The organism is Agrobacterium sp. 22-3639C2, assembly GCF_053522105.1.
Genome location: NZ_JBNWDB010000001.1, coordinates 316,872 through 331,551, shown reverse-complemented (window position 1 = coordinate 331,551; position 14,680 = coordinate 316,872). Strand labels below are relative to the sequence as shown.

12 protein-coding genes are annotated in these 14,680 nt (G+C 59.2%); 4 read left to right on the top strand and 8 right to left on the bottom strand.

Annotated features, from left to right (window positions below; translation table 11 throughout):
• Positions 1–41 precede the first annotated feature (41 nt).
• The 4 genes from ACQZ6D_RS01650 to ACQZ6D_RS01635 all read right to left on the bottom strand — a co-directional run bounded on the left by ACQZ6D_RS01650 (position 42) and on the right by ACQZ6D_RS01635 (position 5,858).
• Positions 42–512 carry a cysteine hydrolase family protein gene (locus ACQZ6D_RS01650; protein WP_111789266.1) on the bottom strand — a complete coding sequence of 157 codons (471 nt, stop codon included), beginning with the start codon at positions 510–512 and terminating at the stop codon, positions 42–44.
• 73 nt (positions 513–585) lie between these two features.
• Positions 586–1,717, bottom strand: a protein-coding gene (gene prfB, locus ACQZ6D_RS01645) for a peptide chain release factor 2 (RefSeq protein WP_097102382.1) whose coding sequence is annotated in 2 segments (ribosomal slippage) — positions 586–1,647 and positions 1,649–1,717 — 1,131 coding nt in all. Because the reading frame shifts where the segments join, the coding sequence is not laid out codon by codon here.
• Positions 1,718–1,815: 98 nt separating this feature from the next.
• Positions 1,816–4,260: a penicillin-binding protein 1A gene (locus tag ACQZ6D_RS01640; RefSeq protein WP_003512768.1), complete on the bottom strand. Its 2,445-nt coding sequence runs from the start codon at positions 4,258–4,260 to the stop codon at positions 1,816–1,818.
• A gap of 326 nt (positions 4,261–4,586) precedes the next feature.
• Complete coding sequence (locus tag ACQZ6D_RS01635; RefSeq protein ID WP_065704658.1) at positions 4,587–5,858, bottom strand: N-acetylmuramoyl-L-alanine amidase; 1,272 nt, start codon at positions 5,856–5,858, stop codon at positions 4,587–4,589.
• 645 nt (positions 5,859–6,503) lie between these two features.
• On the opposite strand from ACQZ6D_RS01635, the gene ACQZ6D_RS01630 reads away from it, so the two are divergent.
• Positions 6,504–9,461: an Rne/Rng family ribonuclease gene (locus ACQZ6D_RS01630; protein ID WP_065704662.1), complete on the top strand. Its 2,958-nt coding sequence runs from the start codon at positions 6,504–6,506 to the stop codon at positions 9,459–9,461.
• 206 nt (positions 9,462–9,667) lie between these two features.
• Here ACQZ6D_RS01630 and ACQZ6D_RS01625 read toward each other — a convergent pair whose 3' ends face one another.
• The 3 genes from ACQZ6D_RS01625 to ACQZ6D_RS01615 form a co-directional block, all read right to left on the bottom strand.
• Positions 9,668–10,372, bottom strand: a complete 705-nt coding sequence (locus ACQZ6D_RS01625; protein WP_065704664.1) for an SDR family oxidoreductase — start codon at positions 10,370–10,372, stop codon at positions 9,668–9,670.
• Between the two features lie 147 nt (positions 10,373–10,519).
• The gene (locus tag ACQZ6D_RS01620) at positions 10,520–10,885 is read right to left on the bottom strand and encodes an antibiotic biosynthesis monooxygenase family protein (protein WP_065704666.1); all 366 of its coding nucleotides are present in this window, start codon (positions 10,883–10,885) and stop codon (positions 10,520–10,522) included.
• Positions 10,882–11,208: an NIPSNAP family protein gene (locus ACQZ6D_RS01615; protein ID WP_065704670.1), complete on the bottom strand. Its 327-nt coding sequence runs from the start codon at positions 11,206–11,208 to the stop codon at positions 10,882–10,884. Before ACQZ6D_RS01615 ends, ACQZ6D_RS01620 begins: the two co-directional genes overlap by 4 nt.
• 74 nt (positions 11,209–11,282) lie before the next feature.
• Between ACQZ6D_RS01615 and ACQZ6D_RS01610 the strand changes: the two genes are divergently transcribed.
• Positions 11,283–11,966 (top strand): ArsR/SmtB family transcription factor, encoded by a 684-nt coding sequence (locus tag ACQZ6D_RS01610; RefSeq protein WP_038490782.1) that lies wholly within the window; start codon positions 11,283–11,285, stop codon positions 11,964–11,966.
• Positions 11,967–11,997: 31 nt separating this feature from the next.
• Here ACQZ6D_RS01610 and ACQZ6D_RS01605 read toward each other — a convergent pair whose 3' ends face one another.
• The gene (locus tag ACQZ6D_RS01605) at positions 11,998–13,155 is read right to left on the bottom strand and encodes a pyridoxal phosphate-dependent aminotransferase (protein ID WP_041694532.1); all 1,158 of its coding nucleotides are present in this window, start codon (positions 13,153–13,155) and stop codon (positions 11,998–12,000) included.
• A gap of 171 nt (positions 13,156–13,326) precedes the next feature.
• On the opposite strand from ACQZ6D_RS01605, the gene ACQZ6D_RS01600 reads away from it, so the two are divergent.
• Positions 13,327–14,094 carry a DsbA family protein gene (locus ACQZ6D_RS01600; protein ID WP_038490779.1) on the top strand — a complete coding sequence of 256 codons (768 nt, stop codon included), beginning with the start codon at positions 13,327–13,329 and terminating at the stop codon, positions 14,092–14,094.
• A 124-nt stretch (positions 14,095–14,218) separates the two neighbouring features.
• Entirely contained in the window at positions 14,219–14,656 is a 438-nt protein-coding gene (gene aroQ / locus ACQZ6D_RS01595) for a type II 3-dehydroquinate dehydratase (protein ID WP_019565501.1), read from the top strand.
• Positions 14,657–14,680 lie beyond the last annotated feature (24 nt).

Genomic DNA, 14,680 nt, shown 5'->3' with positions numbered 1-14,680 from the left:
TCTCTACCTCCTGGATTATATGCAGTTTTACTGGAAACTCTCTACGCGTTAAGCTCATGCGGCCCGGCCAGAACCGCACCGAAATGATGTTTCCATAGTCTGGCGCCGAGTTCGCCGCTGCGATCGAGGCTGGAGCCCACCGTCAGCCATGGCAGAAGCGTGGGATGAAGCCCCGCATCGAACAGGGCAAAACCCGCAGCCAGCACGCAGGTATCGGCCTGAATGCCGCAGACCAGCACCCTGTCGAGCTTTAGAGACAGGAGGTGGTCGATGGCCGCCCTTGGCGGCGCGTAGCCGTGCTTTATGAAAATCCAGTCTGCCGCAACCAGCGAGCAGTCGTCCCTGCCCGGCTTCCAGCCGAGTTGCCGCTCGAAAGGCGTGACGCTTTCATCATGGCGCTCGACGCTGGCAACGCTTGGCATGGTGGCGGCCAGCGCGGATATGTCCGCCACAAGCGCAGCCGGCGGATTGAAGCTCCGCTGAACGTCGACGATGTAAAGCGCCTGTTTCATCCATCTCCTCCAACGAAAAACCCCTCGCAATGGGTTTGCGAGGGGTGATTTTTTCAAGCGACGCTGTGACGCGTCAGTCGATATCAGCCACTTCCACGTCTGCGCCGCCGCTGATGCGGTGCGCGAGGGCCGCTTCCATGAACTGGTTCAGATCGCCATCCAGCACGTTGCCGGGTGCGGTGCTTTCCACGCCGGTGCGCAGGTCCTTGATCAACTGGTAGGGTTGCAGAACGTAGGAGCGGATCTGGTGGCCCCAGCCGATATCCGTCTTGGATGCGGCCTGGGCGTTTGCCGCATCTTCCCGCTTTTGCAGTTCCACCTCGTAAAGGCGGGCGCGCAGCATGTCCCACGCCTTGGCGCGGTTCTTGTGCTGGGAACGCTCCTGCTGGCAGGCCACGGCAATACCGGTCGGTATGTGGGTAATACGCACGGCCGAATCGGTGGTGTTGACGTGCTGGCCGCCTGCACCGGACGAACGATAGGTATCGATGCGGCAATCGCTCTCATTGATGTCGATCTGGATCGAATCATCGACCACCGGGTAAACCCAGACGGAGGAGAACGATGTGTGGCGACGCGCATTGCTGTCATAAGGCGAGATGCGGACGAGGCGGTGTACGCCCGATTCCGTCTTCAGCCAGCCGAAGGCATTGTGGCCCTTGACGAGGATCGTCGCGGACTTGATGCCAGCCTCTTCGCCGTCATGAACTTCCAGCACTTCAACCTTGAAGCCTTCGCGGTCAGCCCAGCGGGTATACATGCGCAGCAGCATGTTGGCCCAGTCCTGGCTTTCCGTACCGCCGGCGCCGGAATGAACTTCGAGATAGGTATCGTTGCTATCAGCTTCACCGGAAAGCATGGCTTCCACCTGACGGCGGTTCGCCTCGCTCCTCAGCGCCTTCAGCGCATCTTCGGCGTCCTTGACGATCTCGTCGTCGCCTTCCATCTCGCCGAGTTCGATCAGCTCGACATTGTCCTTGAGCTGCTGCTCAAGCGCCTTCACGCCATTGATGCTGTCATCCAGCTGCTGGCGCTCGCGCATCAGTTTCTGCGCTTCGGTGGCATCGTTCCAGAGGGTCGGGTCCTCTGCCTTGTTATTCAACCAGTCCAGTCGTCTTATCGCCTGGTCCCAGTCAAAGATGCCTCCTCAGCAGGCTTATGGCCTGCTTGATTTCGTCGACTACGTTCACAATTTCATTGCGCATTTCGCTGGTTCTTCGCCTTCATTTAAACTGGTAGCTCAAATAAATGCGGGGGGCGCGGATGTAAAGACCCGCGCCCCCCGCCAAACATAAGACTGGTATCAATAAAGACCGCCGCCACCGCCGGTGATGGCCTGCTGGGCCTGTGGCGAGGTCTTCAGAATATCCTCCTGCGACATGCCTTCCGCGCCGATCACCGAGAAGGTATCGGCCGGGCCGGTGCCCGGCTTGAAGGCTTCCATGATCGTATCAGGTTCGCCTTCCGAAGCGGCCATGCCGGTCTTGCGGTTGACGGCGATGAACTTCATGCCTTCAGGCACGATGAACTTGCTCGGTTCCAGGTGCTTGGCCGCATCGGCGATGAACTCGCCGAAGATCGGTGCCGACAGCGAACCACCGGTGCCGCCGCGCCCAAGCGGTGCGGGCGAATCGAAGCCGATATAAAGACCGGCAACCATGTCCGGCGTGTAACCGACGAACCAGGCGTCCTTTTCATCGTTGGTGGTGCCCGTCTTGCCAGCAACCGGCAGATCGACCTTGATCTTGCCCGCCGCCGTGCCGCGCTGCACGACACCTTCAAGCATGGAGGTCGTCTGGTAAGCGGTCATCGGGTCGAGAACCTGCTCGCGGTTATCAACGATGACCGGCTCGTCCTGATTTTGCCAGCTGGTGGCGTTGCAGCCCTCGCAGGCACGCTCCTCATGCCGGAAGATCGTCTTGCCGTAACGGTCCTGGATGCGGTCGATCAGCGTCGGCTTGATCTGCTTGCCGCCATTGGCGATCACAGAATAGGCCGAGACCATGCGCATGATGGTTGTTTCACCCGAACCGAGCGACATTGCCAGAAGCGGCGGCATCTTGTCGTAGATGCCGAAGCGTTCGGCATATTCAGCGACCAGATTCATGCCCATGTCCTGCGCCAGACGCACTGTCATGAGGTTACGGGATTTTTCGATGCCGAGACGCAGGGTCGAAGGACCGGCGGAACCCCCGCCGTAATTCTGCGGCTTCCAGACCTGGCCGCCCGAAACAACCTCGATTGGCGCGTCGAGAATGACCGAGGCCGGGGTATAGCCGTTGTCGAGTGCAGCCGCATAGATGAACGGCTTGAAGGAGGAGCCGGGCTGGCGCATCGCCTGCGTGGCGCGGTTGAATTCCGATTGCGCATAGGAGAAGCCGCCGACCATGGCCAGAACGCGGCCAGTGTGCGGATCCATCACCATCATGCCGCCCTGCACCTTCGGGGGCTGGCGCAGACGATATTCGTTGCCGGAACCGGACAGCGGCTGTGCGTAAACGACGTCACCAACAGCCAGAACGCCAACCGGCGACTTAGCCGTCGGCTTTTTGCCTGTGGCATCGCGATAGGCCCAACGCATGTTTTCAGCGGAGATATGGCCGCGTGTGCGCTTGTCGCCATCCTCGGCATCAGGATCGACCTGCACGCCAATATCAATGCCATCTGCAGCAACGGCGAGGACAACTGCGATCTTCCATTCGGGAACGTCGCGAAGGCCCTTTACCTTGGCGAGCGCCGCAGTCCAGTCACCGGTTGTCTCGATCTTTTCGACGGGTCCGCGGAAACCGCGACGCTCGTCATATTGCACCAGACCGTCCTGAAGCGCCTTGCGCGCCTCCATCTGGATCTGCGGATCGAAAGAGGTGCGAACCGAAAGGCCGCCTTCAAGAAGCGCCTGCTCGCCGTATTTCTCGACGATCTGGCGGCGGACTTCCTCGGCGAAATAGTCAGACGCGAAGATATGCGCGCCGCCACGGCGCAGATTGACGCCAAGCGGCTGCTTCTTTGCATCCTCGGCATCGCCGACCGTGATGTAGCCGTTCTCGGCCATGCGGTCGATCACCCAGTTGCGGCGTTCCAGCGCAGCCTTCTCGCGGCGGATCGGATGGTAGTTGGCCGGGCCCTTCGGCAGCGATGCGAGATAGGCGGTTTCCGCGATCGTCAGTTCCGTGACCGATTTGTTGAAATAGGTGAGTGCCGCACCGGCGATACCGTAGGAATTCAGGCCGAAAAAAATCTCGTTGAGATAAAGCTCGAGGATCTTGTCCTTGGAATAGGTCTGCTCAATGCGGAAGGACAGAAGCGCTTCCTTGAGCTTGCGGTCGAAGGTCTGGTCGTTGGTGAGCAGGAAGTTCTTTGCCACCTGCTGGGTGATTGTGGACGCGCCGACCGGACGACGGCCGGAGCCGATATTCTGGAGGTTGACGAGAACGGCACGGCCGAGACCCCAGATGTCCACACCCGGATGGTTGTAGAAATTCTTGTCTTCCGCCGAAAGGAAAGCTGCCTTCACACGGTCCGGGATAGCCTGGATCGGCAGGAACAGGCGTTTTTCATGGGCGTATTCCGCCATTAGCGCGCCGTTGCCGGCGTGCACTCGGGTCGTCACCGGCGGCTCATAAGTGCTCAGAACTGCGTAATCCGGCAGGTCCTTCGTCACGCCGTGCAAATAAATCGCACCGGCGGCGGCGGCGCACAGGAAGAGCACGCTGGCCAAGCCGAAAAAATATCCAATCAGTCTGATCATACCAAGCTACCGATAATTCGAATCGTAACCATCAACGCCCGATGATACGGGCGCATCCTTGCATATCGCGTGCCGTTTTGCACACCATACCTTCGATGACAAGCCGGAACGACAGCATTCGCTGATATGTTACCGGGCCGACTGCCGCAATTGCGGTTCCAGCCGCAATGGCGGATCACCACAGAATCCGCTTCCGCAATAACGCGGCGAATGTGAGTAAAATAGGGCTTCGCCAACGTAATCGTCCGCAAGGCCCAAGAATTGAACAGCTTTTCGGCAGCAAGGGGCACGGCGACAACGGGGGCGCCGCTCGCCCGCCCGGCCCTTTAGCCGCCGTTCGCCATGGCCTTGGTGCGGTATCGTCCGACCGCAGTTGCAAGCGTATCGGCGACCTTCTTGCGCCATTCCGCATCAAGAAGGAGTTTTTCATCTTCCGGATTGGAGAGAAAGCCGAGTTCCAGCAACACCGATGGCACGTCATGGGCGCGCAGCACCATGAAACCGGCATAACGATGCGGATTGTTGATGAGGCCGACCTGTCCCTCGAAGGACGACACGATATTTTCTGCCAGCGTCACAGAGAAGGCCTGTGTTTCGCGCCGGGTGAAATCGAGAAGGATATCGGCCACCTCAGGCGGCTCGCTGGAGGCTGCCACACCGGCAATCTGGTCGGACTTGTTTTCGCGCTCGGCCAGCTCCTGCGCCCTGCGGTCTGAGGCGCGGTCTGACAATGTATAGACGGTCGCGCCCCGGATGCCCTTCTGCTTCAGTGTATCGGCGTGCAATGAAATAAACAGGTTGGCATTGTTCTGCCGGGCGATCGTCACCCGCTCGGACAAAGCGAGAAACGTGTCGGAATCACGCGTCAGGAACGCCTTGATGCCGGGCTCCCGGTTCATCCGCTCCACAAGTTCCTTGGCAAAGGTCAGCGTGATGACCTTTTCCTCCGTGCCGGTTACGCCGCCGGAAGCGCCGGCATCGATGCCCCCATGGCCGGCATCAACAGCGATGACGAAATCCGTCTGCCGCGATGTCTTGTCGTCAGGTGTGATCGCCGCTGTCGAGACCGGCGCCGGCGCGCGCCATTGCTGCTCTTTCACCAGTTCGGCGAATTTGGCTTTGGTGGTGATCTCCGCATCCAGGACGAAACGGAACGATGTGCCGTCCTCGCTCTTCTTGGTTTCGGCAACCGCCACCTGAACCGGTTTTTTTGCCGTCAGCACGATGCGGGCGCTGTCTTGCCCCATGCTACCGAAGCGAATGTCCGAGAAAAGGCCGGTTGGCGCCAGAGCCGATGCGGGGAACGCAAAATTCACCGCCGGAAAGTCCACGACGATGCGGGCGGGCGAATCGAGATAGTGAATGTCGAATTCCGGCTCCTCGGCAAAATCGAGAACGATGCGCGTACGCGCCTCGTCGCCGATGATGCGTGCCTGATTGGCGATGAGCGGCTCCACGGCGAAGGCCTGTGGAACGCAGGAGACGAATGCGGCGACCGAAAAGACAACCGGCAAGACAAGGGCACCCGCAAGCCGCGCGATTCGCGCGCCAAGCGGCACTGCCCCATCGAATATCGCTGCGCTGCGCGTGAAATTCATGGTCTTCAAGAAATTCCGTATTTCAGTCATTTTTCATAAATGGTGCGGCAAAGTGCCGGGAACGTCGTAATTTCGGCCACGCCGGACGCGTGTTTGTGCGTTTGCGCCCCACAATCGCAGGCGTTGGTGAACCAATTGTTAACCCGGAAATTCCACCAACAATATGGCATATTTAGCCAGCCTATTGCTATTATGACAGAGAAAACATACAACAAGGATGAGGGTTAAAAGTGTTGACGGGATAGATGCCCGCCGGCTGCCAATCGAAAAAGACGCTGGCGCTGCAAAACGGGCAATCATCTGCCGTCGTTACATTTATCCTGAAACTGGATCAATTCCGGCCGTGGTCGGAGACCTACCCGGTGGCAATGCCACCGCTGCTCTGAGGAGAGCAAATTCATCGGACCCCAAGGGGTCTATATATTATTGTCGTTCCGCCTGGCCAATGATGTCGCAGCAGTTTTCATATGAACCGGATACCAGGAGCAGGCCAAGCGCCTCGCCGTCGGTCCGGATGCTGCCAGTTTACAGAGGCCCGGCTGGAGACTTCATTTCCGGCACATCCTTGCACTCATATGAAAGGCTCGTCCGTGTGGCGGGCCTGTTCTCGTATAAAACAAGGCTGCGCCGAGGAGCACAGCTTACATGGCAGACAAAATGCTTATCGACGCCTCCCACGAAGAGGAGACACGCGTAGTCGTTGTCCGTGGGAACCGGATCGAGGAATTCGACTTCGAATCGGAGCACAAGAAACAGATCCGCGGCAATATCTACCTTGCCAAGGTCACGAGGGTTGAGCCCTCCCTTCAGGCGGCGTTCGTCGATTACGGTGGAAATCGCCACGGGTTTCTCGCTTTTGCGGAAATCCACCCTGACTATTACCAGATCCCGCTCGCCGACCGTCAGGCGCTCCTCAAGGCGGAAGCCGAGGATCATCGCCGCAGCGACGACTTTGAATCGGCTGACGCCCCCGAGCCCGGCGCACCGGCTGTCGATCTATCGCAGGCGGACCAGCCGGATGTCGGCATCGTTGCCGTCAGCGAGACGACTGACGCCGTGGTCGTGGACGAAACCGTTGCCGCTGCCGCTGCCGAAGAGGTATCCGAAGACGTGACTGCTGTGGCCGTCGAGGCCGTTGCGGAAGAAGCACCGAAGAAGCGTACCCGCCGCCCCCGCGCCAAGAAGAAGGTCGCGGAAGAAGAAGCCGTTTCCGACACTACTGCTGAGGCCTCTTCCGAAGAAGACGGCAGCACGGGCGGCGAAATGGCTGCCATGGTCGATACAGATACGATTTCCGAGGAAGTCGAGGGTCTTCGCCGTGGCAATGACGATGATGACGACGACGATGATGACGATCATCACGAAAAGGAAGTGATCGAATCCGTCGGCGCCGAAGACGCCATGGAAGAGGTTCCCGATCGCGTTGCCCGCAAGCCGCGCAAGCAGTATCGCATTCAGGAAGTCATCAAGCGCCGCCAGATCCTTCTCGTGCAGGTTGCCAAGGAAGAACGCGGCAATAAGGGTGCCGCACTCACCACCTATCTGTCGCTTGCCGGCCGTTATTCCGTGCTGATGCCGAATACCGCACGCGGCGGTGGCATTTCCCGCAAGATCACCCAGCCGACCGACCGCAAGCGCCTGAAGGAAATCGCGCGCGATCTGGAAGTTCCGCAGGGCATGGGCGTCATTCTGCGTACCGCAGGCGCCAACCGCACCCGCGTCGAGATCAAGCGCGACTTCGAATATCTGATGCGCCTGTGGGAAAACGTCCGCACGCTGACGCTGAACTCCACGGCCCCCTGCCTCGTTTACGAGGAAGGCTCCCTCATCAAGCGTTCGATCCGCGATCTCTACAACAAGGATATCAGCGAGATCATCGTTTCGGGCGAAGAAGGCTACCGTGAAGCAAAAGACTTCATGAAGATGCTGATGCCGAGCCATGCCAAGGTGGTTCAGCCTTACCGCGACATCCACCCGATCTTCTCGCGCTCGGGCATCGAAGCCCAGCTCGACCGCATGCTGCAGCCGCAGGTTACGCTGAAATCGGGCGGTTACCTCATCATCAACCAGACGGAAGCTCTGGTTGCCATCGACGTGAACTCCGGTCGTTCGACCCGCGAGCATTCCATTGAAGAAACGGCGCTGACGACCAATCTGGAAGCGGCGGAAGAAGTGGCTCGCCAGCTGCGTCTTCGCGACCTTGCCGGTCTTGTTGTCATCGACTTCATCGACATGGAAGAAAAGCGCAACAACCGCTCCGTCGAGAAGAAGCTCAAGGACTGCCTGAAAAACGACCGGGCGCGCATCCAGGTCGGCCGTATCTCGCATTTCGGTCTTCTGGAAATGTCGCGCCAGCGCATCCGCGCTTCGGTGCTGGAATCGACCACGCAGGTCTGCCAGCATTGCGGCGGCACGGGTCACGTTCGCTCGGAATCCTCCATCGCGCTGCACGTGCTGCGCGGCGTTGAGGAATATCTGCTGCGCAACACGACCCACAATATCACCGTGCGCTGCACGCCGGAAACGGCTCTCTATCTGCTCAACCACAAGCGCGGCACGATTGTCGATTATGAAGGCCGCTTCGGTGTGGCGATCATCATTGCGGCCGATGCCGGCGTCGGCGCGCAGCATTTCGCCATCGATCGTGGTGAAGCGGTTGAAAATCCGGTGAAGATCGAAAGCCTTATCCAGATGCTCCCGAGCTTCGTGGAAGAGGAAGACGATTTCGTTGTTGAGGTGGAAGAGGACGAAGAAGAGGAAGAAATCGTCAAGGCGCAGGCTAGCGAGCCGCGCCAGCAACAGCAGCAGGGCGACAATGGTGAAGACGGCAAGCGCAAGCGCAAGCGTCGTCGTCGCCGTCGTGGCAAGGGCGGACAGAACGACCAGAACGGTGCAGTTGATGCGCAGGCTGGCGATGACACCGGCGCTGATGATGCGGACGACGAAGATGGCGTCGAAACCGATGAAGCCGCAGACGACGCTGATGAAAACGGTGTGAACGAAGCTGCAAGCTCTGATGAAGAGGGTAAGCGCAAGCGTCGCCGTCGTGGCAAGCGTGGCGGCCGTCGCAACCGTGCTGAAGACGAGGCTCTCGATGCCGCAGGCACTGAGTCCGGCGAAGAAGGCGAAACGGAAGGCGAAAGCGAAGAGGTTTCCGCCGCAGCATCCGTAACCGAAGAGCCTACCGCTGCCGAAGTGGTGGAAGGTGTGGTTGCCGACGTCGTGGAAGCGGAAGCCCCGAAGAAACCGCGCCGCACCCGCAAGGCGAAGGCCAAGAACGAAGACGTACCGCCGGCTGAAGCGGCACCGCAGGCTGAAGTCGCAGCCAAAACCGTTGAAACGGTCGAGCCGGTGATCGTCGAGCCCGCAGTCGTTGTGGAAACCGTCGTCGATGTCGCCCTCGACGAAGTGGGTGAAGCCTCGGCCGATCTGGGTTCGGAAGCGGTAGCACCGGCGACGGAAGAAAAGGTTCGCGCGAACCGGGGCAGCAATGTTTCGAGTTCGGAGCCGGTCGTGACCTCGTCGGGCACGCCCGCCAACCCTGACGGCGACGAGCCGAAGCCGCGCAAGGGCGGCTGGTGGCAGCGCAAAGGCTTCTTTTGATAGAAGACACTGAAACAAAAAACGCCCGCAACCATGTTGCGGGCGTTTTGCCTTGTTGGCGGATGTTAGGTTTATCTCATGCCGTAATCGATCCGGCATCCAGCCACGGCGCGTCTGCGCCGTGAAAGAAATATCTCGCGATCAAGGATTTGACCGCGTTGGCAAAGGACCAAGTCCGGGGTGACGGAAGCCCGATATGCCAATCGTCAAACAGACCGTGTCAGACCACCATCGACGCGGATGTTCTGGCCAGTGATGTAACCCGCACCTTCCGAGGCGAGGAAGGCAACGGTTGCGGCTATCTCCTCGCTCGTTCCGTAACGCTGCATCGGCACACCCTGGCGGCGCTCTTCCGTGGCTGGCAGGCTATCGATCCAACCGGGCAGAACATTGTTCATGCGCACATTGTCGGCCGCATAGGTATCGGAAAAAATCTTGGTGTAGGAAGCAAGGCCGGCGCGGAACACTGCAGAAGTCGGGAACATGCTGCTCGGCTCGAAAGCCCAGGCAGTCGAGATGTTGATGATCGACCCGGCTTTCTGTTTCACCATGAATGGAGCCACAATCCGTGTCGGGCGGATGACGTTCATCAGGTAGACATCGAGACCCGTGTGCCATTGCTCATCGGTGATATCGAGGATGGAGGCGCGCGGGCCATGGCCTGCACTGTTCACGAGAACGTCGATACGGCCGAATTTTTCGAGCGTCAGCTCCACCAGTCGATTGAGATCGTCGTTGGACTGGTTGGAGCCGGTGACGCCGATGCCGCCCAGTTCCTTCGCCAGCGCCTCTCCCTTGCCGGAGGACGACAGGATCGCGAGCTTGTAACCATCAGCGCTTAGACGTTTCGCCACGGCCGCGCCCATGCCGCTGCCGCCTGCCGTCACAATCGCCACTTTTTCTGCCGACATCGTTCTTCTCTCCATGTCCAATCGGGCGGACCGCCGCGTGGCAGCCCTTCTCCATCCATAACCCGCTCCTTCTATAGCGGGTTTTGGCAGCGAGTTCGAACCAGAAAGCCTTGGACCGGCTTGAAGAAAAACTGATCTGAAGGCCCGTCAACGCCGCACTTGATCATCCGCCGCATGGGCCTGTCTGCTGTCGATCGGGGCCTCCTCCCTCTCCTTCAAACCATAGTCCCGCATCACGGTGGCGATACGCAGGCGATAATTGCAAAAGACGCCGGACCGTCCCAGCGACTGTGCTGCGCGATGCGACGCGGTGTTGCGCCATGCCTTCACCGCCTCCTCATCCCTGAAGAATGACAGCGAAAGCATCTTGTCGGGATTGCCGATGCTCTGAAAGCGTTCGACGGACAGGAAGCCGTCGATGGTTTCGAGCTCGGCGCGCAGGCTGGCGGCAATATCGAGATAATGCTGTTTTTCGCCCTCAGCCGGCCATACCTCGAATATGACGGCGATCATCGTTCGCCTCCGCCGTGCGGCGCAGATGCCAGCCTCAGGAACAGCCGGTCCTCACGGCGGATGAATTGCTCGCGCCGGGCGAATTCATAATTTTCCCGCCCTGCCGGGTCGGCGGCAAGTCGCGCCCGGTAGGCTTCGTACGCGGCAAGGTTTTCGATGTTATAGACGCCGTAGGCAATAGTGCTCGATCCCTCTTTCGGCGCGTAATAGCCGATCAGATCGGCGCCGCAGCGCGGTATCGCCTCACCCCAGTTGCGGGCATATTGATCGAAAGAATCGGCCTTGAAGGGGTCGATCTCGTAACGGATGAAACAGGTCAGCATCGGCAGTCTCCTCGTGTTCTGCCTTCCCTGTCTACGCCATTGCCTCACATCAATGCTTCGGCTATCATCGAACTATGAAAGACGGACCCTTGATCGCAAATGTCGCCGCCCTGATCGGCGACCCCGCACGCGCCAACATATTGACGGCGCTGATGGACGGACGCGCGCTGACGGCAAGCGAGCTTGCCGAAGCCGCCGGCGTGACACTGCAGACCGCTAGCGGGCATCTGTCAAAACTCTCCGACGCCCAATTGCTCAAAGCGGAAAAACAGGGGCGGCATCGCTATTTCCGGCTTTCCGACGCGGATGTGGCGCAGGTTCTTGAAGCGCTGATGGGACTTGCGCAGCGCACCGGGGCCGTGCGCGTGCGTACCGGACCAAAGGACACCGCGCTTCGCGAGGCGCGCATCTGTTACGATCATCTGGCCGGAGAAAGTGGCGTGGCACTGCTTTCGACTATCACCGCAAAAGGTCTCGTCACGTCAGGCGACGATCCCGCACTTACGGATAGCGGGCGGGATTTCTTCTCAAGCTTCGGCATTGATCTTTCGCCGCTGGAAAAGGCAAGGCGCCCGGTTTGCCTGCATTGCCTGGACTGGAGCGAACGTCGTCACCACCTCGGGGGCGGGCTCGGCGCATCGCTTCTGAAAGCCATGCAGCAGCGCGACTGGCTGCGGCAAGGAAACGGGCGTGTGCTGACCTTCACCACAAAGGGTGAAAAGGCCTTTGCCAGCACCTTCGGTTGCTCGCCCGCCTGATCCCCGCCAAAGGGGAGAAAAACCCAAGGGCTTATTTCAGCCAACCAGCAATGCGCCCAACGGCCTCGGCAATATCCGACACCGAACCCGCATAGGAAATGCGCAGCGCCCTGTGGCCCTCCTCTGGATCGAAATCCATGCCGGGCGTCGCCGCAACGTCGATTTCCGCCAGCATGCGTTTGGCGAAATCCATGCTGTCATTAGAGAAGCGGCTGGTATCGACATAGGCGTAAAATGCGCCATCCATGGGAGACGCCAGCGGCAGGCCTATTTCCGGAAGGCGCGTCATCAGGAAATCGCGGTTCGTGCGGTAGCTTTCCCGGTAGACGTCGAGTTCCTCCGCCGCCGAAAAGGCTGCGGTTGCCGCCAGCTGGGATAGTTCCGGCGGTGAAATATACAGGCTCTGAGCAAGACATTCGACCGGACGGACGAGTTTTTCCGGCAGGACCATCCAGCCGATGCGCCAGCCGGTCATGCAATAATATTTCGAGAAGGAATTGATGACGACGGCATTGTCGGTGAGTTCGAGCGCGCTCGTTTCCTCGCCGACGAAAGTCAGGCCGTGGTATATCTCGTCGGAAATGAAGGCGATATCCCGGCTTTCACAATAGTTTGCCAGCCGTTTCAGCGCTTCGCGACCGGTGACCGTGCCGGTTGGGTTGGCCGGGCTTGCCAGGAGCACGCCCTTCAACTTGCAGCCCGCCCTGGTTTCAGCCCGCTCGAGGCTGGCAGGCGTCAGAGTATAGCCGGTTTCCGCTGTTACCGGCACTTCCACGACATTGAGGCCAAGAGCTTTCAAGATATTGCGATAGGCGGGATAACCGGGCCTTGCGATCGCGACATGATCACCGGCATCGAAAAGGCTGAGGAAGGCGAGGTTGAAAGCGGCAGAAGACCCGGTGGTGACGGCAATGCGCGCCGGATCGACGATAACCTGGTGGCGCAGCCGGTAGTGGCCGGCAATCGCTTCGCGCAGTTCACGCAGGCCCAGCGCATCGGTATAGCCGATCCGCCCATGCTTCAGCGCCTCCTGCGCGGCCGCCAGAGAGGCTTTCGGTGCGGGATGGGAAGGCTGCCCGACAGCCATGGAAATGACGGGGCGTCCCGCCTGCCGTCGCCGGTTCGCCTCCGCCAGAATATCCATGGCGTGAAAGGGTTCGACTGCGCTCCGCTTCGACATCGTTATCAAGGGCATGCTCTTTCCTGAACCGTATTTCAGAGACTTGCCCCAGAATCACACGCTTCACAATCGTGCGACCATAATGCGGACAACTATTTTTGGCGTATGGCATTTGGCTTAAAGTAAGGTAATTGCATCATAACATTCATGAGGCATTGGCCGCACAGTATGAGGACCGATATGGCGCATCTTCTCCGTTCAACCCTTCTCGCCAGCGTAACGGCCCTTTCCATGGCTTTCGCTTCTCTGCCCGCCCATGCCCTCGATGACAAGCAGAAGAAGGAATTGGGTGAGTTCATCAAGCAATATCTGATCGAGAACCCCGAGATCATGCTTGAAGTTCAGGACGCGCTTGAACGCAAGCAATATGCGACCCGCAACGCCAAGGCGGCGGAAGCCGTGGCCGACAACCAGAAGACCATCTTCGAATCGAAATACGATCTGGCGCTCGGCAATCCGGACGGCGACGTCACGCTGGTCGAGTTCTTCGATTACAATTGCGGTTATTGCAAACGCGCCATGGGCGACATGGACAATATTCTGAAGACGGACAAGAAAGTACGCGTCGTGCTCAAGGAATTCCCGATCCTCGGGCCGGAATCGGTCGCAGCGCATCGGGTCTCCAACGCCGTCAAGCTGCTTGCACCTGCCAAATATCCCGAATTCCAGCGCGCCTTGCTGGGCGGCCGCGGACGGGCGAATGAAGACAGCGCCATGGAAGTCGCGACGTCGCTCGGTCTCAAGGAGGCCGATATCCGCAAATCGATGGCAGAAAACCCCAACGACGCGCAGGTGCAGGAAACCTACAAGCTCGCCAACAGCCTCGGCATAACAGGAACACCGTCCTATATCGTCGGCAACGAGGCCGTTTTCGGCGCTGTTGGTGCGGACCCGTTGAAGGAAAAAATCGCCAATATGCGCAGCTGCGGAAAAGCCACCTGCTCCTGATTCCGCAAAAAGCCGCTGCATTCCCTGTGGATGCCGGGCCTGCCGGCTGTTTACGGCTTTCGGGGGCTTTTCCTTGAAGGCTGCGCAGTCTATAGGTGTCGCTGATTTTCTTATGGAAACACGAATGGGCAACATCATCATCGTCATCAACGGCCCCAATCTCAACATGCTGGGAAAAAGGGAACCGGGTATCTATGGTGGCAAGACGCTGAAAGACATCGAGAATGATTGTCTCGCTGCTGGTGCAGATCTCGGGTTCGCTGTGGAATTCCGCCAGTCCAACCACGAAGGCGTGCTCGTGGACTGGTTGCATGAGGCGGGAGAGAGAGCGGCAGGTGTCGTCATCAATCCCGGCGCCTACAGCCACACCTCGATCGCGCTGCATGACGCCATTCGTGCGATTTCCACGCCCGTCGTGGAAGTGCATATTTCCAACATCCACGCGCGGGAAGAGTTCCGTCACAAATCGATGGTATCGCCCGCCGCGAAGGGCATGGTCTGCGGTTTCGGACCATATGGCTACATCATGGCGCTTCACGCGCTGAAGAACATCACGGCATAAAAAGAAACAAAGAATAGGGTTTGT